We start from the raw sequence: 25,867 nt of genomic DNA on the forward strand, positions 1-25,867 counted from the left end.
AAGTTGTCATGACATATTGGCCCATGCTTTTCGGACACTCTCGGAGGGTTGCGTGAAAAGATCCATTGGCGCTGTCGCGGTCCTGGCCGTGACCGGAATGGCGCTCACCGCATGCGGGCAGTCGTCCTCCGACGCTGACACCATCGAGCTGACGATCACACAGAACGCCATCGCCGGGGGCAAGAACGCGGCGGCGGCCGACCACATCGCCAACTGGGTCATCCCCAAGTTCGAGGCGGCACAGAAGGCCAAGGGCAAGACCGTCAAGGTCAAGTTCGTGCCGAGCGGCGTCGACGACGAGCAGTACAAGACCAAACTCTCGCTCGACCTCAAGTCCAAGAAGGGCGCCGACGTCATCGACATCGACGGCATCTGGGCGGGCGAGTTCGCCGAGGCCGGATACATCAAGCCGCTGTCGGAGGTCGCGGGCGCCGAGACCGACAGCTGGGAGGGCTGGTCGCAGATCCCCGAGGCCGTGCAGGGGCTGGCCACCTACAACGGCAAGAAGTACGCGCTGCCGATCGGCACCGACGGCCGCGTCCTCTACTTCAACAAGACGCTCTTCCAGAAGGCGGGCCTGCCCGCCGACTGGCAGCCGAAGAGCTGGCAGGAGATCATCGACGCGGGCAACAAGCTGAAGACGGCAGGCGTGCCCACGCCGATCCAGATCAACGCCGGCACCGCCATGGGCGAGGCCACCTCGATGCAGGGCGTGCTGCCGCTGCTCGCAGGCGCGGGCGGCGAGATCTACAAGGACGGGAAGTGGACCGGCGCCGCCCAGCCGCTCAAGGACGCCCTCGGCCTCTACCAGCAGATCTACGGCGGCAGCGGCCTCGGTGACCCCAAGCTCCAGCAGGAGGCCAAGGGCCGCGACAAGTCCTTCGCCGAGTTCGCGGACGGCAAGATCGGCATCCTGATGGAGGGCGACTACTTCTGGCGCGGCGTCGTCAACCCCACGGACGGCGTGGCCAAGATGGCCGACCGCGACCAGGTCGTCGGCTTCGCGATGATCCCCGCCATCCAGCCCGGCAAGGGCATCCGCGGCCAGGACTTCGTCAGCATGTCGGGCGGCGCCCTGCGCACGGTCAACCCCAACAGCAAGCACCCGAAGGAGGCCTTCGAACTGGCCGCCTTCACCCTCTCGCCCGAGGCGCTGAAGGAGGAGACCAAGCAGAACGTCCGCATCACCCCGCGCACGGACGTCAACAAGGAGATCCTCACCGGCGACCCGCTGCTGATGTTCATCTCGGAGAAGGTGCTCCCGCTGACGGCCTACCGGCCGCCGCTCGCCGTCTACCCGCAGGTCTCGGCCGCGCTGCAGGAGGCCACCGCCCAGGTGGTCAGCGGCAAGGCGCCCGACCAGGCGGCCGCGGACTACCAGGCGAAGCTCGAAGGACTCGTCGGTGGCGCGGGCAACGTCGCGTCCTAGGGCCCGCTACAGCGCGGACGCGGCGGGTCTGGGCGCGCCCAGGGCCGCCGCGTTCATCGCCCCCGCGATGGCGCTCATCGCGGTGTTCCTGGTGTTCCCCGCGCTGTGGGTCATCTACCTGGGCCTGACCAACTACCGACTGACCGGCGCGGCCGCGGCCGAGCCACAGTTCGTCGGACTCGACAACTTCGTCAAGGCCGTCGCCGACGGCGGCTTCTGGAACTCCGCCTGGCTGACCGTCCAGTTCGTGCTCGGCTCCGCGGTCATCGGGCAGGTCGTGCTCGGCTTCACCATCGCCTGGCTGCTGCGCGACCGGCAGGGGCCGCTCAAGCGCGTGGTCGAGGGCCTGGTCATCCTGGCCTGGATCCTGCCCGGCGCGGTCGTCTCGTTCCTGTGGATCGCGCTGCTCGACCGCGACGGCGGCACGCTCAATGCGCTGCTCGGCATCCCCGGCTTCCCCTGGCTGCTCGACCACCCGATGCTGTCGATCATCATCTTCAACACCTGGCGCGGCACCGCGTTCTCGATGATGCTGTACGGCGCGGCCCTCGGGAACGTGCCGCCCTCGCACCTCGAAAGCGCCCGCCTGGCCGGGGCCTCGGGCTGGCAGCAGCTGCGCGACGTGGTCTTCCCGCACATCAGGGGCCACATCCTGACCAACCTGCTGCTGATCAGCCTCTGGACCTTCAACGACTTCACCCCGTTCCTGCTCACCGCGGGCGGGCCCGACCACAAGTCGGAGGTGCTGGCGGTCCACGTCTACAACGTGGCGCTGAGGGGCGGCGAGCTCGGGTTCGGCGCGGCGGTCTCCACGATCATCCTGCTGATCAACCTCGTGGTGGCCGTGTTCTACCTCCGGCTGCTCAGGAGGCGGTCATGACCCGTCACATCGTCGGCAGGATCGGGTTCTACACCCTGATCGCGGTGCTGATGGCCTTCTTCACCGTGCCACTGCTGTGGCTGGCCGCGGCGCCGTTCACCTCGGACCCGACGTACGAGGTGTCGCTGCCCGACTTCACGTTCACCAACTTCCAGGCGATCCTCGAACACCCCTACGCGCTCGGCTCGCTCTACAACTCGCTGCTGCTGGCGGTGGGCACCGCCGTCCTGGTGGTGCTGCTGGCCGCGCTGGCCGCCTACGCGCTCAGCCGGGTGCGCATCCCCGGCCGCGACGCGCTGCTCTACGCCCTGCTGCTGCTCTCCTCGATCATCACCGGCACGGCCGCGATGGTGCCGCTCTTCCAGCTGGCCGTCGAGCTCAACCTCATCGACTCGCAGCTCGGGCTCATCCTCATCCTCACCGGCGGCCTGCTGCCCGCGGCGATCTTCATGCTCAAGGACTTCATGGACTCCACGCCCAAGTCCTACGAGGAGTCGGCGCGCGTCTTCGGCGCCTCCCCGCTGCAGATCGTCGGCCACGTCGTGGTGCCGCTGGTGCGGCCCGGGCTCGCCACGATCGGGGTCTGGGCGATCGCCAACGTCTGGGGCAACTTCCTGATGCCCTACCTGCTGCTGAGCGACATCGAGAAGCAGCCGGGCGCGGTGATCATGTTCACCCTCTACACCGAGGGCGGCCAGGCGAACCTGCCCCTGCTGTCCACCTTCGGCCTGCTCTACTCGGTCCCTGTGGTCCTCATGTACCTGTTCGTCAGCAAGAAGTACGGCTTCCGCTTCCACGGAGGGATCAAGCGCTGATGGCCGCTATCGAACTCAGAGGCCTGACCAAGGTCTACCCCGGCGGCGTGAAGGCGCTCGACTCGCTGGACCTGGAGATTCCCGACGGCGAGTTCTTCGCCCTGCTCGGCCCCTCGGGCTGCGGCAAGACCACGCTCCTGCGCACGATCGCGGGACTGGAGACCGCCACGGGCGGCGCGATCGTCATCGGCGCCCGCGACGTCACGAGCGTCCAGCCCGGCGGCCGTGACGTGGCGATGGTCTTCCAGGACTACGCGCTCTTCCCGCACATGGACGTCACCGACAACATCGCCTACCCGCTGCGCATCAAGAAGGTCGGCAGGGCCGCCCGCGCCGAGAAGGCCGCGGAGGTGGGCGAGCGGCTCGGCCTGGCGCACCTCATGGACCGCCGTCCAGGCCAGCTCTCGGGCGGCCAGCAGCAGCGCGTCGCGCTGGCCCGCGTCATGGCCACCCAGGCGCAGGCGTTCCTGTTCGACGAGCCGCTGTCCAACCTGGACGCAAGGCTCAGGCTCGAGGCCCGCACCTTCCTGAAGAAGCTCCAGCGCGAGCTGGGCGTCACCACCGTCTTCGTCACCCACGACCAGGCCGAGGCCCTGGCCATGGCCGACCGGATGGCGGTCATGGAGAACGGGCTCATCAGGCAGATCGGCACCCCCGCCGAGGTCTTCCAGCGTCCCGCCAACACCTTCGTGGCCGCCTTCATCGGCTCCACTCCGATGAATCTGCTTGACGGGCAGGTCAGGGGCGAGAGGCTGGAGGTGGCAGGGTGCAAGCTGCCGGTGCCGTCCTCCGTCGAGGGGCGGCTGAACGACGGGGAGCAGATCGTGTACGGCGTGCGTCCCGAGTACATGACGTACTCGGCCGAGCCCGTCGAGGGCGCCTTCGGCGGCAGGGTGTCGATCCTGGAGAACCTCGGCGCCGCCCACCTGGTGACGCTGGAGGTCAACGACGTCCTCGTGCAGGTGGTCGTGCCGGAGGGCAGCGAGCCGCCGGTCGGTGCGGAAGGATTCGCGGTGCCCAGGGACGGCAGGGCGCTGGTCTATCGGGATGGGAACGTCGTATGACCCTGATCCAGGGCCGCTGGAGCCTGGGCGACCGGCTGGAGCAGATCCTGAGGGAGGTGCCCTTCGAGGTGCCGCGCGGGGCCGCGGGGCTGACCGTGCGACTGCGCTACGACCGGTCGAAGGGGGTGCTCGACCTGGGCGCCGCCTCGCCGTACGGCTTCCGCGGCTGGTCAGGCGGGGCGCGCGACGAGTACACGATCACCCGTGACTGGGCCACACCCGGCTACCTTCCGGGCGAGCCGGAGGAGGGGACCTGGCAGGTGTGGCTGCGGCTGCACAGGGTGCCGCCCGAGGGCCTCGAGTTCGCCCTCGAGGTGACCGTTCACCCGCGCGCGCCCGCCCAGCCCGCCGAGGAGCCCCCGCTGGCGGCCGCCAGACCGCCCCGTCGCGACATTCCAGACATCGAGGGCATGCGGTGGTACGCGGGCGACTTCCACGCCCACACCGTCCACAGCGACGGCGCGCTGACCATCCAGGAACTGGCGGCGCTGGCCACCGGCAGGGGGCTCGACTTCCTGGCGGTCACCGACCACAACACCGTCAGCCACCACCAGCACCTGCCGAAGGTCCGGGAGATCACGCTGATCCCCGGGCAGGAGGTGACCACCGACAGGGGGCACGCCAACGTCTTCGGCGACGTGGGCTGGGTGGACTTCAGGAAGCCCGCCGACACGTGGGCCGAGCGCGGGCTCATGTCGGTCAACCATCCGCTCGGCGGCGACTGCGCCTGGCTGCACCCGATGGCCGAGCGGCCGCGCGTCGCGGAGGTCTGGCACTCCGGCTGGTGGGACCGGCGCTGGGGCGCGCCCTTGGCCTGGGCCCAGGCCTGGCGCGACGACGTCATCGTGATCGGCGGCAGCGACTTCCACCGGCACGGCGCCGACGGCCTGCCGGGCGAGCCCACCACGTGGGTGCTGGCCGAGCATCCCGGCGAGATCCTCGAAGGGGTCCGCGCGGGCCGTACCGCGGTGTCGGCGGGGCCCGGCGCGCCGCTGCTGCTCAGGCTGGGCGACGAGCTGCTCGCCCTCGACGCCGGCGGGCTCGTGCTGGTACGCCCGGGAGGCGCGCGGCAGGTGGTCCGCGGCGACCGGGCGCTGCTGCCGGCCGGGGCGGGGCCCTTCAGGTTGGAAACCCACGAGAACGAGGTGATGGCGCTGTGCGCGTAGTCGTGGTTCCCCACACGCACTGGGACAGAGAGTGGTACGAGCCGTTCCAGCGCTTCAGGCTGCGGCTGGTCGCGCTGATGGACGAGGTGCTCGACACCATGGAGCGCGAGCCCGCCTACCACTTCACCCTCGACGGGCAGCTGGCGTGCGTCGACGACTACCTGGAGGTGCGCCCCGAGGCGCGCGACAGGATCGCGGCGCTGGTGCGGGAGGGCCGCCTGGCGATCGGGCCGTGGCAGATCCTGCTGGACGAGTTCCTGTGCTCGGGCGAGAACATCGTCCGCAACCTGGAGCTGGGGATGAGCCGCGCGGACAAGCTGGGTGGGGCCATGCCGGTCGGCTACCTGCCCGACATGTTCGGCCACACCGCCCAGATGCCGCAGATCCTCCGCCTCGCCGGGCTTGAGCACGCGTGCGTGTACCGGGGCGTGCCGTCCTCCGTGCGCACCGACGCCTTCGCCTGGGTCGCGCCCGACGGCACCGCCGTGCGCACGCAGTACCTGCCCGCCGGCGGGTACGGCAACGGCGCGCACCTCTTCGAGGCCCCTGGCGAGCTGGAGGCGCGGGCCGAGCAGTTCGTCGCGACCATGACGCGGTGGCAGGGGGAGAGCGCGCCGCTGCTGGCGATGTACGGCACCGACCACTCGGCTCCGGTGGCCGGACTGCCGGAGATGGTGTCGTCGCTGGGCGCCCGCATGGACACGCTGTCGGGGTACATCACCTCGCTGGACGGCCCCGCGGTCGGGGAACTGCCCAGGGTGGAGGGGGAGCTGCGCTCGCACGCGCGCGCCAACATCCTGCCGGGCGTCATCTCGGTGCGCGCCCACGTCAAGCAGGCGATGGGCAGGGCCGAGCGGATGGTCGAGCGCTACGCCGAACCCCTCGCCGCCCTGTGGGGCGACTCGTGGCCCGGCAGGTTCCTCGAAATGGCCTGGTGGCGGCTGGTCGACGCCAGTGGGCACGACTCGGTCACCGGGTGCGGCGTGGACGACACCGCCCAGCAGGTCGCGGCCCGCATCGCCGAGGCCGAGCACCTGGGGCAGGCGGTCCGCGACATGGTCACCTCGAGGCTGGCCGCCGCCGTGCCCTCCGGGGGCGTCCTGGTCGTCAACCCCTCGCCGTTCCCTCGCGCGGGCGTGGTGCTGGTGGAGGTGGCGGGCTCCGACCCGCTGGTGGACGCCTCGGGCGCCCGGGTCCCCGCCCAGACCCTCGAGTACACGCCCACGCTGCTGCTCGACGAGGAGATGGATCCCCGGATGGCGCTGACGTTCGTCCACGGCACCGAGCTGTACGGCCAGCACGTCACCGGCTGGTCGCTCGACGGCGGCGTGCTGACGTTCACGGTGGCGCGCGAGTCGTCGACGCCGTTCGACGTGGCGGAGGTGTCGGCCGCCCTCACGGACGACGTCACCCGCGTGCGCATCGTCGCCGAGCCCCGCCGTACGGTCGCCGCCCTGGTGGAAACCCCTGCCCTCGGCCACACCAGCCTCCGCCCCAACCTCCAAGGAACCTCAGCCACCGGATACGTGAGCGCGCAGACCTGGGACGGGGTGCGGACCCACGCTCGGGTGATGGACAACGGCCTCCTCAAGGTGGAGATCGCCGACGACGGCACCCTCACCCTCACCAGCAGGGACGGCGTGACCGTCACCGGCGCGGGACGCGTCGTCGACGGCGGCGACGTGGGCGACACCTACAACCACGCGCCCCCCGCCACCGACCACCTGATCTCCGAGCCCGACGACGTCGAAATCGGCACCGTCTGCACCGGCCCGCTGGTGGCCGCGTTCGACGTCCGCCGCGTCTACCGCTGGCCCGCCGACGCCCAGGTGGAGGGCACCCCCGAGCTCCCCGCCGCCACCCGCTCGGACAGGACCGAGGAGATCGTCGTCGGCACCCGCGTCGAGCTGCGGGCGGGCGAGCCGTTCGTCAGGCTCCAGGTGGAGTTCGACAACCGCTGCTCCGACCACCGGGTCAGGCTGCACGTCCCGCTGCCCGCCGCGGCCACGTCCTCCTTCGCCGAGGGCCAGTTCGCGGTGGTCGAGCGGGGGCTGACGGCCGAAGGGGGCTGCGGCGAGACCCCGCTGCCCACCTTCCCCGCCTCCTCATGGGTGTCGACAGGGGGAGTGGCGGCGCTGCTGGAGCACGTCACCGAGTACGAACTGGCGGACGGCGAGCTGGCGCTCACGCTGCTGCGCTCGGTCGGCTACCTCTCCCGCAACCGCAACGCGCTCCGCCCCGAGCCGGCGGGACCGCAGCTGCCCACGCCGGCCGCGCAGTCGCGCGGCCTGCGAAGGGTGAGCCTGGCCCTCATGCCCCACACCGGCTCGTGGGCCGCGGTGCCCCCGGCCGCCGAGGTGTTCCGCCACGATCTCCTCGCGGTCCCCGGCACCGGCGACGCGTCCCTTCCGCTGCCGCCTGCCGCGGCGGGGCTGTCGGTGACGGGTGAGGGCGTGGTCATGACGTCGCTGCGCGAGCGCGACGGCTGGAAGGAACTGCGCGTGGTCGCGCTGTCCGACGCCGACACGGTCGCCACGATCGAGGGCGCCTTCACCGAGGCGCGCGCGGCCGATCTCCGGGGCCGCCCCGGAGCCCCCGTCGACGCCTCTCGCCTGCCCCTGCGCGCGTGGGAGATCGCCACGATCCAGCTGCGCTGACCTGGCAGGGGCGCACGGCCGGCTCGTCGTGTCCGCGACGGGCCGGCCGTTCTTTTCCATCGCGATTCATGGCGGACGCTGCGCATTCGGTCGTCTGGGCGCGGCTTCGCGACACAAACCGTTACACGCGGGAAGCGTCGCTCCCTTGACGTGGGCGGCGCTCACGATGGTCGGCGGCCGCATCGTCCACGGCGGCGCCGACCTCGGATGAGCCCCTCGCGCCGCTCAGCGGCGGGCGGCCGCCAGGTTGTCGGCCATCCGCTGGAGCACCTCCATCGTGGCCTGGAACTCCTCGGCGGTCACACCCTCGCTCATCAGCGCCCTGATGCCCGCCACCCTGTCGCCCGCCGCCGCGTGAGCGGTCCTGCCGGCCTCGGTGAGCGCGTGCCGTCCGCCGTCGTCGGCGAGCCACCCCCTGCGGCCCAGCTCGTCGACGACGTCGGCCACGGTCTCCGCGCCGCCGTCCCAGAACGGCCGCAGCGCCTCGTCCAGCTGCTCGTCGTCGCAGGCCGTACGGCTGAGGGTGTTGAGGACCTGCCACTGGCGGCGAGAGAGGCCCGTGTCGGCGAGCAGGCGGTCGAAGGTGTCGTCGATGAGCCGGTCGAGCCGCTTGAGCCGATATCCGATCATCCGGTTCACGGCCATCTCCATGTAGTGAGGAATCTATATGTAATGAGACATGTATCATGGCGGCATGGACGACGTCGAGCGGGTCGAAGCGGCGATGGTGGCCGTCAGGCGAAGGCAGAGCAGGCGGGCGCTGGCCCGGCTGCACGACGACGTCCAGGGGGCGCTCTACGACGTGCTGGACGCCGTCGAGGCGGGCTCGGCCGTCACGGTGTCGTCACTGGCCCAGGCGCTCGGCGTCGACCAGCCGAGGGCGAGCAGGCTGGTGGCGGCCGCCGTGGCCGAGGGGCTGGTCAGGCGCCAGGCCGATCAGGCCGACGGCCGCCGCTCGGTGCTGGTGCTCACGGCGGCCGGTCGCGAGGCCGCCGAACGGGCGCACCGCACCCGTCAGGCGGTCTTCCGTTCGGCGATGGACGGCTGGACCGACGCCGAATGCGCCGAGTTCGCCCGCCTGCTGACCCGCTTCGTCCAGGCGCTCCCCGGCTGACGGGAGGAGGCCGGCGTTGACGGCGGGCGGCGCCACACGCGGAGGACGGCAGGACCGCTCACGCGACGGCAGGTGGCAGTACTTTGGGCACGCCTTTGGTTCTCTTGTCATTCTTCCAGGTCACTGGCTGCTTCTCGCTGCCGCTGCGGGGTGCGGCGGTCTTGATGGGACCATTACACGCGTGACATTTAGCAATCAACCCATTGCGGTATGTAACCAGCTGGAGTCGCGCAGCTACTGATAGAGCTGGCGACTGAATCGGTTTCGGGGGAGAGACCATGACATTCATGCCGGTTACCGCGCCGCAGCAGTACGGCCAGCAGGGAGGTTCGCTCGGCGGCCAGGGCGGAAGCTCCCTGGGTGGTCTGCCATTCCAGGCCCAGCAGCAGGGCCCGCAGCAGGGCCCGCAGCAGGGCCCGCAGCAGTACGGGCAGCAGATTCCGCCGCAACTTCAGCAGCAGTACGGGCAGCAGGGTATGGCGCCGATGGGGCTTGGCGGCACGCTGGGTGGTGCGCTCGGCGGGGCGATCGGGGGCCAGGACGCGGGTTCGTTCGGCGGCCAGGTCGGCTTCCCGGGTGGTCTGCCATTCCAGCCTCAGCAGCAGGGCCCGCAGCAGTACGGCCAGCAGATGCCGCAGGATCTCCAGCAGCAGCAGCAGTACGGCCAGCAGATGCAGGGCGAGCAGATCATGCCGCAGGAGCACGTGCTGAACCCGGTGAGCTTCTGGAGCAAGATCGCCCGCTGCGGCATCCAGTACGGCCTGCCGGTCGTCCGGCAGATCCTCGCGAGCATCCAGGAACCGCAGCAGGTTCCGCAGCAGTACGGCCAGCAGGGCCAGGCCGGCCCGCAGCAGTTGGGCCAGCAGATTCCGCAGTACGGCCAGCAGATTCCGCAGTACGGCCAGCAGGGCCAGGCCGGCCCGCAGCAGTTGGGCCAGCAGATTCCGCAGTACGGCCAGCAGGGCCAGGCCGGCCCGCAGCAGTTGGGCCAGCAGATTCCGCAGTACGGCCAGCAGATTCCGCAGTACGGCCAGCAGGGCCAGGCCGGCCCGCAGCAGTTGGGCCAGCAGATTCCGCAGTACGGCCAGCAGGGCCAGGCCGGCCCGCAGCAGTTGGGCCAGCAGATTCCGCAGTACGGCCAGCAGAGCCAGGCCGGCCCGCAGCAGACGTCGGCGCTTGCCGGCGTCAGGTAGTGAACGAGGCGAAATGGAACCGATGGTCGGGCAGGGGCACTGGTCGGGTATGGCTCTCGGGGGAGTCGCTGTCGCGCCTGGCATGGCGCAGGCAGGTCAGTTGCAGACGCAGTGCGCGATGGCGCTGCGGCAACTGCATGGTTGGCTTCAGGCGGCGGTTCCGCAAGCGCCGCAGCTCGCGGAGTTCATCCCGCTGACGGTCCAGGCGGTGCGCCTGTATCGGTCAGCACAGTACGAGGCATGCTTGGCTCAGATTCAGCAGGTGGTCAACCTGATCGGCAGGGCCGGTCAGCAGAACCTGCCGCCACTGTGATCAAGCCATCGCAGGCGCCCGGACCGGCTGGTGGCCGGTCCGGGCTCATGCCGTACATGATCGGCGGTGCGGAGCCATCGCTGCTCGCGGAGCTGGCGCGGACGCTTCGTGATGATCCCGAGGTGACGGTACGGCGGATCATGGGGGCGGCGGATCGGCCGAGTCTGCTCGCGGTGGACATGACTCCGGCCCGTGCCGAGGCGCTGAAGGCGCTGTATGGACCGCGGTTGACGATCGAGCCGGATTCCCCCGTTGAGCCCTACTAGCACATCAGTGTGATCTCTCAAGAGAGTTGAGACGCAATGAGCGGTAACGGTAATCCCAAGCACGATGATGGGCAGCGGCGGCCCCGCTCGTCCGGCCGGGCCAAGCAACCCCAGGAGGTGCAGTCGCGACCGCGGCGCTACATAGCGGCGGTTCTGCCTCAGCCGTACTTGGCGGCCAAGGGTGTGCTCGCCTCTCCTCTCGAGCCCGCGGCCCTGAACGAGCTGCTCGAGCGAGACCCGCAGGTGCAGGTGCATCGGCAGCTGGAGATGCCGGACCGGGTCGGGACACTGGGTACAGGGGGCGTGTCCTTTCCCCACGTGACGATCGCCGAGATGACCCGCGAGCACGCGACGGTGCTCAGCCAGCAGCTGCCCCAGGTGCACATCGAGCGTGACCGGCTGCTCACCTACACGCAGCTGTCCAGCATGCCGCGCAGGGCCACGCGCCGTCAGATGGTCCTGCCCGTCGGCGTCGAGGCGACCTTCACCTTCCTGGTCACCGACACGGAGGGCAACCCGATCCCTGACGCGACCGTTCTGGTCAACGGGTATCTCTGGCCCGCGCAGACGGTCACCGGGCCGGATGGGCGGGGCAAGGTCACGCTGACCGGGGAAACGCCGGAGTCGATCGCCAGTGTGCAGGTCAAACCCACCGGCGGGTTCTGGAGTCTGCTGATAGACCGGCCGGCCCTGAAGACGGACCTGGACAACCTGATCGTGGTCAGGAAGCTGTCGGACAGCTTCGCGGACTTCCCCGACCAGCAGAGGTTCGGGTGGGGACAGCAGGCCATGCAGCTGCACCGGCTACCTCCCACGTTCCGCGGGGCGGGGGTGAAGATCGCGGTTATCGACTCGGGCGTGGACGCGGAGCACACCGACCTGGCCGGCGAGGTGACCGAAGGGTGCGACCTGTCCGGCCGCAAGGCCGGCGGGTGGAAGGTGGACACCGTCCATCACGGCTCGCACTGCGCAGGAGTCATCACCGGCGCCGACAACGACGAGGGCATTGTCGGCTTCGCCGTGGAGGCGCAGGTCCACGCCTGCAAGATCTTCCCCGGCGGCCGGCTCAGCGATCTCATCGAGGCGCTTGACTACTGCATCGACAAGGAGATCGACGTCGTCAACCTGAGCCTCGGCACCAAGGAGTTCTCCCCGCTGGTCGCGGCCAAGATCGAAGAGGCCCGAAACGCGGGTGTCGCGTGCGTCGTCGCGGCAGGCAACGACGGCGGCGCGGTCAACTTCCCCGGCAACATGCCCATCGTGCTGACTGTGGCCGCGATCGGCAAGGCTGACGCGTTCCCCGACGACAGCACGCACGCTGACCAGATCCGTGAACCGCGAACCATCGACGGGTACTTCTCCCCCGAGTTCACCTGTTTCGGTCCCGAGATCGATGTCTGCGCGCCGGGCGTGGCGATCCTGTCGTCGGTACCGCCGGACAGCTACGCGGCGTGGGACGGCACATCCATGGCCGCACCCCATGTCACCGGTCTGGCCGCGCTCGTTCTCGCCCACCACGGCGACTTCCGGGACGGATTCGGCACCCGGGACGCCCGCCGCGTCGACCGCCTGTTCCAGATCATCAAGTCCAGCTGTACGCCGCTGAACCTCGGCGATCCGCACCGCACAGGAGCGGGGCTGCCCGATGCGATGCGCGCTCTGGCACCGGCGCTGACCGGCGTCACCCCGCAGTCGCTCCTGGACCAGCTCGCCGGCGAGATGATCTGGGCCGGACTGCTCCCGGTCGCACCGGCTCCCGCCCCTGTCCCCATGCAGGGGATCGGCCCCCAGTGGCAGCCCGCGACGAGCGGCCAGGCCGCGCTCGCGCAGCTCAGCGGAGAAATGTACGCGGCCGGCCTCATCGCTCCCGGCTCGTCCGGCTGGCAGTAAGGTCACGCTCCTTCCACCGCAAGATGTGCCGACGCCTGCCGTGCGCCCTTGTTACGCACGGTGCGCCGCGCCGAACTGCCCGGCACCGGGATCGGGTGCCGGGCAGTTCGGGCTTCCACGCCGGCCGCCGCCGTGGAGGACTGGAGGCGACCGGTCAAGAGTCGAAGCCGAGGCCCATCCGGTCGAGCGTGCGCAGCCAGAGGTTACGCCTGCCCTGGTGCTGGTCGGCCTGGGCGATCGACCACCGGGTGAACTGGATCACCCCCGACCGCACGGGCTCGGGCGGGAACGGGATCGGCTTCTCGCGCACCATCGCCAGCTCGGTCCGCTCGGTGCGCTCGCCCGAGAGCAGGTCGAGCATCACGTTGGCGCCGAACCTCGTCGCGCCGACCCCCATGCCGGTGTAGCCGACGGCGTAGGCGAGGCGGCCGCCGTGCGCCTGTCCGTAGAAGGCGCTGAAGCGGCTGCAGGTGTCGATGACGCCGCCCCACCTGTGCGTGAAGCTCAGCTCCGACAGCTGGGGGAAGGTGTCGTAGAAGTGTCCCGCCAGCTTGACGAAGGTCTCGTCGCGCTGGTCGTACTCCTCCTTGACCTTGCCTCCGTTGTAGTAGACGGCGTCGTAGCCGCCCCACAGGATGCGGTTGTCGTCGGTCAGCCGGTAGTAGTGGAACTGGTTGCCGGAGTCGCCGACGCCCTGCCTGTTGTGCCACCCGACGGAGGCCAGCTGCGCCTCCGACATCGGCTCGGTCATCAGCGCGTAGTCGTAGACCGGCACCAGGAAGTGCTTGAGACGCTTCAGCAGCGGCGGGAAGACGCCGGTGCCGAGTGCGACCTTGCCCGCCCTGGCCACGCCGTACGGCGTGCGCAGGTCGATCGTGACGCCGTTGTCGTCCAGCGACCTGACGGGGCTGCGCTCGTAGATGCGCACCCCGACCTTGAGGCAGGCCTCGCGCAGCCCCCACGCCAGGCGGGCGGGGTCGACCATCGCGCAGCCACTGCGCTCCCACAGTCCGCCGAGGTAGGTGGGCGAGTCGACCTCGGCCCGCACCTGCTCCTGGTCCAGCGGGACGTAGTCGAGCCCGAGGTCCTGGATCAGGTCGAGGTGTTCGGCCAGGTCGTCGAGCTGCCACGGCTCGGTGGCGACGTGCAGCTCGCCGGTGCGCTCGAAGGAGCAGTCGACGCCGTAACGCCGCAGCGTCTGCTCGATCTCGTCGAGGTTCTCGACGCCCATGCGCTCGAGGCGGTCGATGTCCTGCGGCCACCTGTCGAGGCCGTTGGCGAGGCCGTGCGTCAGCGTCGCCATGCAGAACCCGCCGTTGCGGCCGGTGGCCGCCCAGCCGATCCTGCGTCCCTCCAGCAGGACGACGTCCTGCCCTGGGTCTCTCTCCTTGGCCATCAGGGCGGTCCACAGCCCCGAGAAGCCGCCGCCCACCACGACGAGATCGGCTCGCGTGTTGCCGATGAGCCTTTTGAGCGGCTCGGGCCTGGCCGGAGTGTCCAGCCAGTACGGCTTGCGCTCCGCGTCAGCAAGAGCCTTCAGCGGATCCACACATCTCACATCCCTACGTGAGTGTCATCTCTGAATGAATTGATTGCCCGATCAGTCAGTTGACCGCGCGCGGGTTCCCCCCGCCTGAATCCGATCTCGCCTCCCTGTTCCTTGCCAAGGTCTCGCAGGATCCCTCCGGCCACGGATACCACCGAAAGCCCAGGGACCCCGCATTACTAATGAGAAACGTGCGGGGAACCGCCGAAAGACAGTTGGACCAGGTCAGACGTTTGGATGCGGTCCATTACGCACGTTTCTCATTAGTATGCCGAAATCCCCCGCCGAAGCGGGGGATCACGGTCGCTTTCTAGGTGCGGCGTCTCGCGGTGACCGAGTTGATCACCGCGATCGCGACGCCCACCGCGAAGATGAGTGTTCCCAGGATATTCACCTGGGGTGGGACACCGATGCGGGTGGCCCCCCAGATCCACAGCGGGAACGTCTGCATCGCGCCGCTGGTGAACTGGGTGATGACGAAGTCGTCGATGGACAGGGCGAAGGCCAGCAGCGCCCCCGCCACGACCCCGGGGAGGATCATCGGGAAGGTGATCCGCCAGAAGGTCGTCCACGTGGAGGCTCCCAGGTCGCGGGCGGCCTCCTCGAGCGAAGGGTCGAGCCCGACCACGCGGGCCCGCACCGTGATCGCCACGAACGACAGACAGAACAGCACGTGGGCGATGAGCGCGGTCGTGAAGCCCATGTCCACACCCGTGCTCACGAACAGCGACAGCAGCGAGGCGCCCATGACCAGTTCGGGCGAGGAGATCGCGGCGAACATGATCAGGTTCGTCGCGCCCTGACCCTTGAACCTGTAGCGGCCGAGCGCGAGGCCCATCAGCGTGCCGAGCACGGTTGTGATCACCACGCAGATCACCGCGAGCTGGATCGAGTTGATCATCGCGTCGGTCAGGTCCGGATACTCGTCGAGCCGTCCCCACCACTTGAACGTGAAGCCCTGCCAGGAGACGTTCGACTTGCTCTGGGTGTCGTTGAAGCCGAACGCGATCATGACGGCGATGGGCAGGAACAGCCAGGCGATGATCAACCAGACGTAGCCGAACAGCAGCCGGTCGGCGAGTTTGCGCTTCCTCATCGGGCCGCCGCCTCCAGCACGTTCTCGGTGCCCAGCGCCTTGGCGTAAGCGAAGATGCCCACGAGCATCGCGGCCATCAGCGTGAACGACAGCGCGGCGGCGGACGGGTAGTCGTTGTTGACCAGGTACTTCGTCTGGATGATGTTGCCGATCATCGTGTTCTGCGGCCCTCCGAGGATGCCCGCGTTCACGTAGTCGGCCGTCATCGGGACGAACGTCATCAGCACCCCGGCGAACACGCCGGGCAGCGACAACGGCAGCACGACCTTGCGGAAGGCCGCGCTCCTGGTCGCGTAGAGATCCTGCGCCGCCTCGACGCTGCGCGGGTCCACCCGTTCCAGCGCCACGTAGATCGGCAGGATCATGAACGGCAGGTAGTTGTAGACCAGGCCGCCGACCACCGCGACCGACGTCTGCAGCACGTGGAAGTCCTCGGGCAGCAGGCCGGACGCCTTCAGCGGCGCCAGCACGATGCCCTCGTCGGCCAGCAGGAACTTCCACGACACCGTGCGCAGCACGAAGGAGACGAAGAAGGGCAGCAGGACGAGCAGCAGATAGGTGGACTTCCGCGAGCCGCCCTTGAACGCGATCCAGTAGGCGATCGGATAGGCGAGCGCGATCGCGATGATCGTGCCCGCCAGGCCGTAGCCGACCGAGCGCAGGAACTGGGTCTGGAACAGCACCAGGGTGTCGGCGTAGTTGGCGAAGTTGAAGGTCTGGGTGAACCCGTCGACCACGTTCCCCTCCTGGGTGGACACCGAGGCCATGAAGACCATCGGCACCACCAGGAAGATCGCCAGCCACAGCCCACCTGGCAGGATCAGCAGGTAGGGGGTGAGCCGCTTCATGTCGCTAGCCCTGGGTGATGGGCTGGAAGATGCTCTCGAAGAGCTGGTCGGTCTTGCTGTCCAGCATCAGGTAGCCACGCATCTTGGCCAGGTCGGCGTCGGACGGGTAGATCAGCGGGCTGTTCGCCAGCTGCTCCAGGAACTCCTTGTCCTCCCCCTCGGCCTTGGCCGCGTCGGCGAGCACGAGCTCCTTGGTCGCCGGGACGGGAGTGATGTAGTTGATGTACTCCACGAGCATCGTGGCGATCTTCGGCTGGTAGACGTAGTCCATCAGGGCCAGCGCGTCGACCGGGTTGCGCGCGGTCTTCGGGATGCACATGTTGTCCGACCAGATCGTCGCGCCCTCCTTCGGGACGACGAACTTGAGGTTCTTGCCCTCGGTGATCTGCTGGAACACGTCGCCCGACCAGGCCATGGTGATCCAGATGTCGCCGCGGACCAGCGCGTCGATGTAGTCGTTCTCGTAGTACTTGCGCACGAGCCCGGCGTCACGCTGCTCCTGCAGCTTGGCGGCGGCCCTGCGCCAGTCGGCTTCCTTCGACTTCTCGGGGTCGATGCCGAGCGCGAACATCCCGAAGTTGGCGATCTCCTGGGCGTCGATCATCATGCCGACCTTGCCCTTGTACTTCGGGTTCCAGAGGTCGTTCATGCTGGTGACCTCGTCGACGAACTCCGGGTTGTAGGCGATGCCGGTGACGCCGAGCGTCCACGGGATGGTGAAGGTGTTGTTCGGGTCCCACGCCGGGTTCTTGACCTTCTCCGCCGCGTTGGCGGCGAAGTTGGGCAGCTTGGAGTGGTCGAGCGGGGCCAGGTAGCCGAGGCTGATCGCCCGCTGGAGCTGGTTGCCGTTGGTCATGACCATCAGGTCGAAGCCGATGTCCGTGCCGGCGGCCAGCTGCGGCTGGATCTTGCCGAACCAGGAGCCGTTGTCCTGGATGGCCTCGGTGTAGCTGACCTTGATGCCCTTGTCCTGCTCGAACATCTTCAGCGAGGGGTACTCCTTGCCCTCCTTGTCGATGTAGAGCGGCCAGTTGGCGAAGCGGAGCGTGCCGTTCTGCTTCTTGCCGGCCCAGAAGTCGGCGACGGCGTCCTTCTTCGGGGCTTCGGCCTTCTTGCCCTCGACGCCGCAGGCGGCGAGAGCGAGGGCGGCGGCCGACATTCCGGCCAGCTTGAGTGCGTCGCGGCGACTGGTGGTCATGCCGCGGATGAAGGCGGGGTTCGTGCGGATGTCCATGAGCGGGTTATCAACTTCCAATCGCGTATGAGTGCTGCGGCTGCCAGGACAGCCAGACGGCGTCGCCGCGCTCGGCCGTGACCATCGCGTCATGCGCGTTCTGCTGGAACACCATCACCTCGGCGCCGTCGGACAGCCGTACGGCGTAGCTGTTGTAGGTGCCCAGGTAGACGACCTCGGCGACGGTGCCCGGCACCGCGCTGACGTTCTGCGTGGGTTCGTCGACATCGAGCGTGATCTTCTCGGGGCGGACGGTCACGGTGACCTCGCCGTCCTGCCCTTCGGGCACCAGCACGCGCCCTCCCGCCACCTTCAGGACCCCGCCGGCCAGGGTGCCGGTCAGCAGGTTGGAGGTGCCGATGAACCCCGCGACGAACGCGCTCGCGGGCCGCTCGTAGATCTCACGGGGCCCGGCGAGCTGCTCGACCCTGCCGTCGTTCATGACGGCGATGCGGTCGCTCATGGTGAGCGCCTCGCTCTGGTCGTGCGTCACGTAGACGAAGGTGATACCCACTTCGCGCTGGATGCGCTTGAGTTCGATCTGCATGGCCTGGCGCAGCTTCAGGTCGAGCGCGCCGAGCGGCTCGTCGAGCAGCAGCGCCCTCGGGTTGTTGACCAGTGCCCTGGCCAGCGCCACGCGCTGCTGCTGACCGCCGGACATCTCGCGCGGCCTGCGCTTCTCCCGACCGGTCAGGTCGACGATGTCCAGCATCTCCCCGACGCGGCGCTTGATGTCCGCGTCGGGGGTCTTCTTCTGCTTCAGCCCGAAGGCCACGTTGTCCCACACGTTCATGTGCGGGAACAGCGCGTAGGACTGGAACACCATGTTCACGTCGCGCTTGTTCGGCGGGACGTTGGTGACGTCCTGGCCGTGGAGCTTCACCGTGCCTCGCGTCGGGTCCTCGAACCCGGCGATCATGCGCATGGTGGTGGTCTTGCCACAGCCGGAGGGGCCGAGGAGGGAGAAGAACTCCCCCTCCTCGATGGAGAGCGAGACGCCCTTGACCGCCTGGACGACCTCGCCATGCGAGACGTACTCCTTGATCACTTCGTCAAGGTCGATAGCGCTGGTCATACCAGGAAATGTCCCTCTTTGTTGGGGCTATTCGCCGATGTAGTGCATGACGTGCTTGACGCGGGTGTAGTCGTGCAGGCCGAAGACCGACAGGTCCTTGCCGTAGCCCGAGTGCTTGAAACCGCCGTGCGGCATTTCGGAGACGAACGGAATGTGAGTGTTGACCCAGACCACGCCGAAGTCGAGCTTGTTGGACATCCGCATGGCCCTGCCGTGGTCGGAGGTCCACACCGAGCCGGACAGGCCGTACTGCACGCCGTTGGCCTTGGCCAGGGCGTCGGCCTCGTCGGTGAAGGTCTGGACGGTGATGACCGGGCCGAAGACCTCGTTCTGCACCATCTCGTCGTCCTGCTGGAGGCCGTCGACGATGGTCGGAGCGAAGAAGTAGCCCCTGTCACCGACGCGGTGACCGCCGGTGAGGACCTTGGCGTGCGCGGGGAGCCGCTCGAAGAACCCGGAGACCTTGGCCAACTGGTTCTCGTTGTTGAGCGGTCCGTACAGCGCGTCCTCGTTGGACAGGTCGCCGGTGACGGTGTTGGCCGCCGCCTCGGTGAGAGCGGTGACGAACTCGTCGTGGACGCTCTCGTGGACCAGCACGCGGCAGGCCGCGGTGCAGTCCTGGCCGGCGTTGTAGAGACCGGCGGTGGCGATCGACTCGGCGGCGCCCTTGAGGTCCTTGACGTCGTCGAAGACCACGACCGGGGCCTTGCCGCCCAGCTCGAGGTGGACGCGCTTCAGGTCGTCGGCGGCGCTCCTGGCGACGGCCATGCCCGCGCCGACGGAGCCGGTGATGGCGACCATCGAGGCGGTCGGGTGGCTGACGACGAGCGCGCCGGTCTCACGGTCACCGGTGACGACGTTGAACACGCCGGCCGGGAGCACGCTGCCGAGGATCTCGGCGAGCTTGACCGTGGAGGCCGGAGTGGTGTCGGACGGCTTGAGCACGATGGTGTTGCCCGCGGCCAGCGCGGGGGCGATCTTCCAGACCGCCATCATCATCGGGTAGTTCCACGGGGTCACCTGGCCGATGACGCCCACGGGCTCGTGACGGATGACGCTGGTGTGCTCGGCGAGGAACTCGCCGGCCGTGGGACCCTCGAGCGTGCGCGCCGCTCCCGCGAAGAAGCGAAAGTGGTCGGCGGCCACGGGGGTCTCGTCCTCGGCCATGCGGGCTCGGGGCTTGCCGGTGTTGAGGCACTCGGCCTCGTTGATCTCGTCGGCCCGCGCCTCGATCGCGTCAGCGACCTTCAGCAGCAGGCCGGCGCGCTCGCCCGGCGTGGTCTGCCCCCACGATTCGAACGCGGCGGCCGCGGCGGCGTAAGCCGCGTCGACATCTTCCTGCCCGGAGATCGGGGCCTGGAGGTAGGCCTCGCCCGTGCAGGGGTCGATGATGTCGGAGAATCGGCCGCTCTTGGCGTCCACGAACTCACCGTTGATGAAGTTCTGCAGACGGGTGGTCAACGTTGACCTCCTGGTGAGGTGGCTGAGTTGTCGCGACTCTGACAGAGGGCCAGCATGACGACAAGGGATTTCGTTGTGAATATATCAAATTGCTACGAATTCGCTTGACTGAGACCCTAGAACTGACAACATGTCGCATCAGGACCGCACCAGCAATGTGCGGCGAGGAGGGATTGCCCCCAAATGACGACCCCGCCCAAGGTACGCAGGGACTCAGACGTCCGGCCTACCCAGGTCGTGCTCGACGACCTCTCCAAGCGGATCATCGAGGAGCTCCAGGAGGACGGCCGCAAGCCGTACGCGGCGATCGGCAAGGCAGTCGGCCTGTCGGAGGCCGCGGTGCGCCAGCGCGTGCAGCGGCTGCAGACCGACGGGGTCATGCAGATCGTCGCCGTCACCGATCCGCTGACGCTCGGCTTCCCCCGCCAGGCGATGATCGGCATCAACTGCGAGGGAGACCTGGACAGGATCGCGGACGAGCTGGCGTCGATCGAGGAGATCGACTACGTGGTGCTGACGGCAGGTTCCTTCGACGTGATCGTCGAGGTGGTCTGCGAGGGCGACCGCCACCTGCTGGAGATCCTCGGCAAGATCCGCGCCATCCCGGCGGTCCGCGCGACCGAGTCCTTCGTCTACCTGAAACTCCGCAAGCAGACGTACTCCTGGGGAACCCGCTAGGCCTGGAGCCCGAACGCCGAAGGGGTGTTGCCATGAGGCGCGCCTGTGCTGGTACTCAGTGCCCGCAGCCATGAGCACGCTGATGGGGGCCACGGCTTCCTGGAGGGCTTGACCCCGCGCTCCTGCCTGCGCTCGCGCACTAGATCCATGACTGCTTGGGTGGTCGTAGCGAAATACTGGATCGCATGAGAGTCGAGTTCGAGGTCGACGGCAGCACGCTCGTCGGCGACCTGAGGATCCCCGGCGGCGAGGGGCCGCGTCCCGCGCTGGTGTTCACCGGGCCCTTCACCGGGGTCCGCGACCAGGTGACCGGGCTGTACGCCGAGCGGCTGACCGGCAAGGGCTACGTCACGCTGGCCTTCGATCATCGCAACTGGGGCGAGTCGGGCGGCCGGCCCCGCTCGCACGAGGATCCACAGGGCAAGCTGAACGATCTCCGGGCCGCCGTCTCCCTGCTTCGCGGCCGGCCCGAGGTGGATCCCGAGCGGATCGGCGCGGTCGGCATCTGCCTGGGCGGCGGCTACGCGCTCAAGTTCGCCGCATTCGACCCCAGGGTGAAGGCGTTCGCGGGCATCGCGGGGGCCTACAACCACCCGTACGGCAGGCACTACGAGTCCGTCCTCGCCGACCTCACCCAGGTGCTGGAGCGACAGGACCGGGGAGGTCCGGTCGAGTACCTGCCCGCCGTGGCCGAGGAGGGCGAGGCCGCGATGCCCGGCGACGAGCCCTACGCCTACTACGGGGCCACCGCCTCGCCGTCCTGGAAGAACCAGGTGACCAGGGCAAGCATCCGCGAGCTGGTCACCATGGACAACATGATGGGCGCCGACTTCCTGTCGCCCACGCCCGGCCTGATCGTGCACGGGGTGATCGACAGGTTCTGCTCGCCGGAGGGGGCCGAAGAGGCCTACAAGCGGATGGGCCGGCCCAAGAAGCTCGTCTGGCTGGACGCCAGGAGGCACATCGACCTCTACGACGCCGAGCCGTACGTCACGCAGGCCGTGGAGGCGACCGCCGAGTTCATGGACGAGCACGTGTAACCGTCGATCTTCAGGGAAAAGACCGGACCTACCCCCGTATTGAGCACGGGGGTGGGATGTGCGGTGCGCGGCCTTGGCGGCTCTCACAGTCATGGTCGCGAGCTGCGGCCTGGCCCAGGAGCCCACGCCCAAGCTGGCGCGGGTCCGGCTGGTCCTGCCGGGGATCTGCACGGAGACCTACACCGACAAGGCCGCCGCCGCCAGGGCCCGCGCCGCGCTCAAGGCCGAAGCCCGGCGCTTCCTCGCCAGACAGCCGGGCAGGGTCGTCTACCTGGCCCGTGACCTGCGCACCGGCGCCACCGTGGGACACGGCGAGCACCAGCACGACATGATCACGGCGAGCGGCTCCAAGGTCGACATCCTCACCGCTCTGCTGGGTCGCCGCCACCGCCTGTCCGAAGCGGAGAACGACCTGGCCACGCGCATGATCAGGGAGAGCGACAACCGCGCGGCGGACGCGCTGTGGTGGCGGGTGGGCGGCGGCGCCGGCATGAGCCGCCTCTACCACCGCCTCGGCCTGCGGGAGACGACGCCGGGGGCCGGCAAGTACTGGGGCGGCACCAGCACCAGCCCCGCCGACCGGGTCAAGCTGATGGACCTGCTGGTTCGTGGTGGAGCGGGCCTGCGCGACGACGACAGGGCGCGGGTGCTGGCGCTGATGGAGCGGGTCCAGCCCGACCAGAGGTGGGGGATCAGCGCGGCGGCCAGGCCCGGTGACAGGGTGGCGCTCAAGAACGGCTGGACGCCGCGGCCCTTCGTCAGGAACACCTGGGCGGTGACCAGCTACGGGCGGATCCACGGGCCAGGGCGAGATCTGCTGCTGGCCGTACAGACCGATCAGCAGCCCAGCCACGGCACCGGGATCAGGGCCATCGAGGGCCTGGCCAGGCTGGTCGGTTCGCGGATCGGCGCGCTGGACCCGACGCGGACGCGCCGCTGCGTCAAGGAGCGCGAACTGCTGCGCGGCCCTAGACGGTCCTGACGAACGCGCCCGCCTCCGCGATCGCGGCCATGCCCTCCCTGGCCAGGTCGGCGAAGACCTGCACCCCAGCCCGGCGACCCTGGCGGTCCTGGTGCCGCGCGGCGGGCGCAGGACCACGGCCAGGAGGTCGATGACTGAGGCGAACCTCACAAGGCTGAGCGGAGTCCAGGCCAGCAGCGGGTAGACGAGCAGCCGGGCCAGCCACGGCATCAGGCGCGAGCCCAGACTGCCGCCTGGACGTTCTTCCATCGCCATGCATCGATTAAAATAGATTTTTGGTTCTATTGGCAGACCGCACGGCGGCCGCAGCGCGGTATCTACCCCGGTCGACAGAAGCCCATCATGATGCCCATCACGATGGTGCTCCCGGGGGTTCCCGCTTGAAGTCCTACCTGAACGTCCTCGCCACGCCCGGCGCGTGGCGCTTCCTGGCGCCCGCGCTCGTGGCCCGCCTGCCGTACGCGATGCTGCAGATGGGCATCCTGCTGCTGGTGCAGTGGTCCACCGGCTCGTACGGCGCGGCAGGCGTGGCCTCGGCCGCCGCCGCCATCTCACAGGCCGTCATCGGCCCGCAGACCGGCCGCCTGGCCGACAGGTACGGCCAGGCGCGCGTGCTGCTGCCGCAGGTCGCGGTGCACGCGCTCGCCCTCGGCGGGCTGCTGGCGCTGGCCGCCGCGCACGCCCCCGTGGCGCTGCTCGTGCTCACCGCCGCGCTGGCGGGAGCATCGCTGCCGCAGGTCGGCGCGATGGTCAGGGCCCGCTGGTCGCACACGCTCGGCGGCTCGGGCAAGCTCGGCACCGCCTTCGCCGTCGAGTCGATCACCGACGAGCTCACCTTCACTCTGGCGCCCGTGCTGCTGGTGACGCTCTCGACGGTCTTCTCGCCCGTCGTGGCCCTGGTGGTCGCGCTCACGCTCATCGTCACGGGCACCGTCGGCTTCGCGGTCACCCGGGTGGGCGCCCCGGAACCGATGCCGGTCAAGGTGCGCTCCAGCAAGGGGGTGCTGCGCCTGCGCGGGGTCGCGCTGCTCGCGCTGGGCTTCCTCGCGATGGGCTCGGTCTTCGGCAGCATGCAGGTCGGCATCACCTCCTACACCGCCCAGCTCGGCGTCCCCGCCGTCGCCGGGCCCATCTACGCCACCTTCTCGGGCGCCAGCGTGGTGGGCGGGCTGCTCTACGGCGCGGTCCGCTGGCGCGTCTCGGCACCGGCCCGTCTCGCCTGGGGCCTCGCCCTGCTCGCCGCGGCCACCAGCGCGCTGATGTTCGCGGGCTCGATCCCCCTCCTGTACGGCGCGGCCGGACTGGCGGGCCTCGTCATCGCGCCCGTCATCATCACCGGGTACACCATCATCGAGCGGCTGACGCCCGCCGAGGTGCGGACGGAGGCCTTCACCTGGCTGACCGGCGGGATCGGGCTCGGGCTGGCCACCGGCGCCTCGATCGCAGGACAGCTCGTCGACCACTTCGGCCCCTCGGTCGCCTTCGTGGTGCCGCCCCTGATGACCGGGCTGGCCGCCGTGCTGATCGTCACCCGCCTGCGCAGCCTGCGCCCGCTTCCCGAACCCGCCGCCGGTCAGCAGGCCGTGGGCCGTCGCTGAAGTCCGCCGGGTGGCTCAGCGGCGAGAACCGGTCAGGCGTGGGCGAGGACGTCCTCGGGGATGACCTTGGGCACGCCGCGCAGCGTTTGGAAGGCGACCCCGGCCAGCACCACCAGCAGCCCCGTGGTGGTGAGCGCGGTCAGCTGGAGCGCCTCGACGAAGGCCAGCTTGGCCGCCTCGATCACCGAGGGCGGGACCCGGTCGGCCACGCTGAGCGCGCCGCCGAGGCTGTCGGCGACCTGCGGCGGCAGCCCCGCGGGCAGCACGAGGTTGTCGCGGTAGGCCCCGGCCAGGATGCTGCCGAGAACCGCGATGCCGAGGGAGCCGCCCAGCTCGAAGGCGGTCTCGGAGAGCGCGGCCGCGGCCCCCGCGCGCTCCTTGGGCACGGCGGCCAGGATGGTGTCGTTGGTCACGGCGAACGTGAAGCCGATGCCGAGCCCGCCGACGATCATGCCGATCAGCAGGTAGCCGAAGGTCGTGGTGGTGTCGGCCTGGGTGTAGACGGCGAAGGAGCAGGCCGACATCAACAGGCCGAGCGCGACGACGGTGTTGCGTCCCCAGCGCATGACCAGCGGGGCGGCCAGCGCGCCGCCGACCGCGCCCGCCAGGCCGCCCGGCAGGGAGGCGAAGCCCGCCTGCAGCGGCGTCCAGCCCAGCACGAGCTGCATGTACTGCGCGAAGATCAGACTGAGCGCGATCATCCCGAAGATGGCGAACAGGTTGGCGCCGACCGCGCCCGAGAACGCGCGGTACCGGAAGAGCCGCAGGTCGACCAGCGGTACGGCCAGCCGCGTCTGCCGCCACCCGAAGGCGACCAGGGACAGGACGGCCAGCAGGGCCGCGACCGCCACGTTGGCCGCGAAGCCGTCGATGACCCAGCTCTTGAGCGTGTAGACGGCCGACACCACACCGACGATCGACAGGACCACGCTCGCGGGGTCGATCCTCGCGGCGTGCGGGTTGCGCGACTCCGGCAGCACCAGGACCCCGCCGACCAGCACCAGTGCCATCACCGGCAGGTTGATCAGGAAGACGGAGCCCCACCAGAACGAGTTCAGCAGCAGGCCGCCCACGATCGGGCCGAGCGCGAAACCCGCCGCGCCCATGCCGCTCCAGATGCCCACCGCCATGGTCCGCTCGGCGGGGTCGGTGAAGACGTTGCGGATGATGGACAGCGTCGAGGGCATGATCGTGGCGCCCGCGACGCCGAGCAGCGCCCTCGACGCGATGAGCAGTTCGGCGCTGGGCGCGTAGGCGGTGACGGCCGAGGCGACGCCGAACGCGACGGCGCCGATCAGCAGCAGCTTCTTCCTGCCGATCCGGTCGCCCAGGTTGCCCATGGTGATCAGCAGGCCGGCCAGCGCGAAGCCGTACATGTCGCCGATCCACAGCTGCTGCGTCACGGTCGGGCTGAGGTCGGCGGTCAGCTTGGGCAGGGCGAGGTGGAGGACGGTCAGGTCGATGGCCAGCAACAGCTGGGCCAGGCAGGCGATGGCGAGACTGCCCCATTTCAGGTTCATGC

23 protein-coding genes are annotated in these 25,867 nt (G+C 69.4%); 15 read left to right on the top strand and 8 right to left on the bottom strand.

The window, feature by feature from the left end:
• The first annotated feature begins 52 nt into the window (after positions 1–52).
• The 6 genes from H4W81_RS45485 to H4W81_RS49710 are packed head-to-tail and all read left to right on the top strand — an operon-like array spanning position 53 to position 8,011.
• Positions 53–1,429 (top strand): extracellular solute-binding protein, encoded by a 1,377-nt coding sequence (locus H4W81_RS45485; protein WP_318782482.1) that lies wholly within the window; start codon positions 53–55, stop codon positions 1,427–1,429.
• Positions 1,404–2,309: a carbohydrate ABC transporter permease gene (locus H4W81_RS45490; protein WP_192780460.1), complete on the top strand. Its 906-nt coding sequence runs from the start codon at positions 1,404–1,406 to the stop codon at positions 2,307–2,309. The genes H4W81_RS45485 and H4W81_RS45490 overlap by 26 nt, the downstream gene beginning before the upstream one ends.
• Complete coding sequence (locus tag H4W81_RS45495) at positions 2,306–3,124, top strand: carbohydrate ABC transporter permease (protein WP_192780461.1); 819 nt, start codon at positions 2,306–2,308, stop codon at positions 3,122–3,124. Before H4W81_RS45490 ends, H4W81_RS45495 begins: the two co-directional genes overlap by 4 nt.
• Entirely contained in the window at positions 3,124–4,188 is a 1,065-nt protein-coding gene (locus H4W81_RS45500; protein ID WP_192780462.1) for an ABC transporter ATP-binding protein, read from the top strand. Before H4W81_RS45495 ends, H4W81_RS45500 begins: the two co-directional genes overlap by 1 nt.
• Positions 4,185–5,354: a CehA/McbA family metallohydrolase gene (locus tag H4W81_RS45505; protein WP_192780463.1), complete on the top strand. Its 1,170-nt coding sequence runs from the start codon at positions 4,185–4,187 to the stop codon at positions 5,352–5,354. The genes H4W81_RS45500 and H4W81_RS45505 overlap by 4 nt, the downstream gene beginning before the upstream one ends.
• Entirely contained in the window at positions 5,345–8,011 is a 2,667-nt protein-coding gene (locus tag H4W81_RS49710; RefSeq protein ID WP_318782483.1) for a glycoside hydrolase family 38 N-terminal domain-containing protein, read from the top strand. The genes H4W81_RS45505 and H4W81_RS49710 overlap by 10 nt, the downstream gene beginning before the upstream one ends.
• A gap of 225 nt (positions 8,012–8,236) precedes the next feature.
• On the opposite strand, the gene H4W81_RS45515 is transcribed toward H4W81_RS49710, so the two are convergent.
• Positions 8,237–8,641, bottom strand: a complete 405-nt coding sequence (locus H4W81_RS45515; RefSeq protein WP_192781448.1) for a MarR family winged helix-turn-helix transcriptional regulator — start codon at positions 8,639–8,641, stop codon at positions 8,237–8,239.
• Positions 8,642–8,705: 64 nt separating this feature from the next.
• Here H4W81_RS45515 and H4W81_RS45520 point away from each other — a divergent pair, with 64 nt between their 5' ends.
• From H4W81_RS45520 to H4W81_RS49715, 5 genes are all read left to right on the top strand, one after another.
• On the top strand, positions 8,706–9,125 hold the full coding sequence (locus H4W81_RS45520) for a MarR family winged helix-turn-helix transcriptional regulator (RefSeq protein ID WP_192780464.1): 420 nt from the start codon (positions 8,706–8,708) through the stop codon (positions 9,123–9,125).
• A gap of 278 nt (positions 9,126–9,403) precedes the next feature.
• Positions 9,404–10,318, top strand: a complete 915-nt coding sequence (locus H4W81_RS45525) for a hypothetical protein (protein WP_192780465.1) — start codon at positions 9,404–9,406, stop codon at positions 10,316–10,318.
• 13 nt (positions 10,319–10,331) lie between these two features.
• Positions 10,332–10,631 (top strand): hypothetical protein, encoded by a 300-nt coding sequence (locus H4W81_RS45530; protein ID WP_192780466.1) that lies wholly within the window; start codon positions 10,332–10,334, stop codon positions 10,629–10,631.
• Between the two features lie 47 nt (positions 10,632–10,678).
• Complete coding sequence (locus H4W81_RS45535) at positions 10,679–10,897, top strand: hypothetical protein (protein ID WP_192780467.1); 219 nt, start codon at positions 10,679–10,681, stop codon at positions 10,895–10,897.
• Positions 10,898–11,014: 117 nt separating this feature from the next.
• Positions 11,015–12,787 (top strand): S8 family serine peptidase, encoded by a 1,773-nt coding sequence (locus H4W81_RS49715; RefSeq protein WP_192780468.1) that lies wholly within the window; start codon positions 11,015–11,017, stop codon positions 12,785–12,787.
• Positions 12,788–12,941: 154 nt separating this feature from the next.
• Here H4W81_RS49715 and H4W81_RS45545 read toward each other — a convergent pair whose 3' ends face one another.
• The 6 genes from H4W81_RS45545 to H4W81_RS45570 form a co-directional block, all read right to left on the bottom strand.
• Entirely contained in the window at positions 12,942–14,336 is a 1,395-nt protein-coding gene (locus H4W81_RS45545) for an NAD(P)/FAD-dependent oxidoreductase (protein ID WP_192780469.1), read from the bottom strand.
• Positions 14,337–14,643: 307 nt separating this feature from the next.
• Positions 14,644–15,429 carry an ABC transporter permease gene (locus tag H4W81_RS45550; protein WP_192780470.1) on the bottom strand — a complete coding sequence of 262 codons (786 nt, stop codon included), beginning with the start codon at positions 15,427–15,429 and terminating at the stop codon, positions 14,644–14,646.
• Positions 15,426–16,277, bottom strand: coding sequence for an ABC transporter permease (locus tag H4W81_RS45555; RefSeq protein ID WP_192780471.1), 852 nt, complete (start codon positions 16,275–16,277; stop codon positions 15,426–15,428). The genes H4W81_RS45550 and H4W81_RS45555 overlap by 4 nt, the downstream gene beginning before the upstream one ends.
• 4 nt (positions 16,278–16,281) lie before the next feature.
• The gene (locus H4W81_RS45560) at positions 16,282–17,511 is read right to left on the bottom strand and encodes a polyamine ABC transporter substrate-binding protein (protein ID WP_192780472.1); all 1,230 of its coding nucleotides are present in this window, start codon (positions 17,509–17,511) and stop codon (positions 16,282–16,284) included.
• Between the two features lie 10 nt (positions 17,512–17,521).
• The gene (locus H4W81_RS45565) at positions 17,522–18,586 is read right to left on the bottom strand and encodes an ABC transporter ATP-binding protein (protein ID WP_192780473.1); all 1,065 of its coding nucleotides are present in this window, start codon (positions 18,584–18,586) and stop codon (positions 17,522–17,524) included.
• A gap of 27 nt (positions 18,587–18,613) precedes the next feature.
• Entirely contained in the window at positions 18,614–20,047 is a 1,434-nt protein-coding gene (locus H4W81_RS45570) for a gamma-aminobutyraldehyde dehydrogenase (protein WP_192780474.1), read from the bottom strand.
• A 183-nt stretch (positions 20,048–20,230) separates the two neighbouring features.
• On the opposite strand from H4W81_RS45570, the gene H4W81_RS45575 reads away from it, so the two are divergent.
• From H4W81_RS45575 to H4W81_RS45590, 4 genes are all read left to right on the top strand, one after another.
• Positions 20,231–20,725 (top strand): Lrp/AsnC family transcriptional regulator, encoded by a 495-nt coding sequence (locus H4W81_RS45575; protein ID WP_192780475.1) that lies wholly within the window; start codon positions 20,231–20,233, stop codon positions 20,723–20,725.
• Positions 20,726–20,910: 185 nt separating this feature from the next.
• Positions 20,911–21,765, top strand: a complete 855-nt coding sequence (locus tag H4W81_RS45580) for an alpha/beta hydrolase (RefSeq protein WP_192780476.1) — start codon at positions 20,911–20,913, stop codon at positions 21,763–21,765.
• Positions 21,766–21,838: 73 nt separating this feature from the next.
• Positions 21,839–22,747 (top strand): serine hydrolase, encoded by a 909-nt coding sequence (locus H4W81_RS45585; protein ID WP_192780477.1) that lies wholly within the window; start codon positions 21,839–21,841, stop codon positions 22,745–22,747.
• A gap of 380 nt (positions 22,748–23,127) precedes the next feature.
• Positions 23,128–24,345, top strand: coding sequence for an MFS transporter (locus H4W81_RS45590; RefSeq protein WP_192780478.1), 1,218 nt, complete (start codon positions 23,128–23,130; stop codon positions 24,343–24,345).
• A gap of 32 nt (positions 24,346–24,377) precedes the next feature.
• Here H4W81_RS45590 and H4W81_RS45595 read toward each other — a convergent pair whose 3' ends face one another.
• Entirely contained in the window at positions 24,378–25,865 is a 1,488-nt protein-coding gene (locus H4W81_RS45595) for an MFS transporter (RefSeq protein ID WP_192780479.1), read from the bottom strand.
• Between the last annotated feature and the right edge of the window lie 2 nt (positions 25,866–25,867).

The organism is Nonomuraea africana, from assembly GCF_014873535.1.
Taxonomy (GTDB): domain Bacteria; phylum Actinomycetota; class Actinomycetes; order Streptosporangiales; family Streptosporangiaceae; genus Nonomuraea; species Nonomuraea africana.

Excerpts from the sequence above, each read along its gene's own strand:
- H4W81_RS45515 (WP_192781448.1), bottom strand. The coding sequence starts at position 8,641 with ATGATCGGATATCGGCTCAAGCGGCTCGACCGGCTCATCGACGACACC.
- H4W81_RS45520 (WP_192780464.1), top strand. The coding sequence starts at position 8,706 with ATGGACGACGTCGAGCGGGTCGAAGCGGCGATGGTGGCCGTCAGGCGA.
- H4W81_RS45575 (WP_192780475.1), top strand. The coding sequence starts at position 20,231 with ATGACGACCCCGCCCAAGGTACGCAGGGACTCAGACGTCCGGCCTACC.
- H4W81_RS45500 (WP_192780462.1), top strand. The coding sequence starts at position 3,124 with ATGGCCGCTATCGAACTCAGAGGCCTGACCAAGGTCTACCCCGGCGGC.
- H4W81_RS45565 (WP_192780473.1), bottom strand. The coding sequence starts at position 18,586 with ATGACCAGCGCTATCGACCTTGACGAAGTGATCAAGGAGTACGTCTCG.
- H4W81_RS45560 (WP_192780472.1), bottom strand. The coding sequence starts at position 17,511 with ATGGACATCCGCACGAACCCCGCCTTCATCCGCGGCATGACCACCAGT.
- H4W81_RS45525 (WP_192780465.1), top strand. The coding sequence starts at position 9,404 with ATGACATTCATGCCGGTTACCGCGCCGCAGCAGTACGGCCAGCAGGGA.
- H4W81_RS45535 (WP_192780467.1), top strand. The coding sequence starts at position 10,679 with ATGCCGTACATGATCGGCGGTGCGGAGCCATCGCTGCTCGCGGAGCTG.
- H4W81_RS45595 (WP_192780479.1), bottom strand. The coding sequence starts at position 25,865 with ATGAACCTGAAATGGGGCAGTCTCGCCATCGCCTGCCTGGCCCAGCTG.
- H4W81_RS45550 (WP_192780470.1), bottom strand. The coding sequence starts at position 15,429 with ATGAGGAAGCGCAAACTCGCCGACCGGCTGCTGTTCGGCTACGTCTGG.
- H4W81_RS45505 (WP_192780463.1), top strand. The coding sequence starts at position 4,185 with ATGACCCTGATCCAGGGCCGCTGGAGCCTGGGCGACCGGCTGGAGCAG.
- H4W81_RS45530 (WP_192780466.1), top strand. The coding sequence starts at position 10,332 with ATGGAACCGATGGTCGGGCAGGGGCACTGGTCGGGTATGGCTCTCGGG.
- H4W81_RS45495 (WP_192780461.1), top strand. The coding sequence starts at position 2,306 with ATGACCCGTCACATCGTCGGCAGGATCGGGTTCTACACCCTGATCGCG.
- H4W81_RS45555 (WP_192780471.1), bottom strand. The coding sequence starts at position 16,277 with ATGAAGCGGCTCACCCCCTACCTGCTGATCCTGCCAGGTGGGCTGTGG.
- H4W81_RS45580 (WP_192780476.1), top strand. The coding sequence starts at position 20,911 with ATGAGAGTCGAGTTCGAGGTCGACGGCAGCACGCTCGTCGGCGACCTG.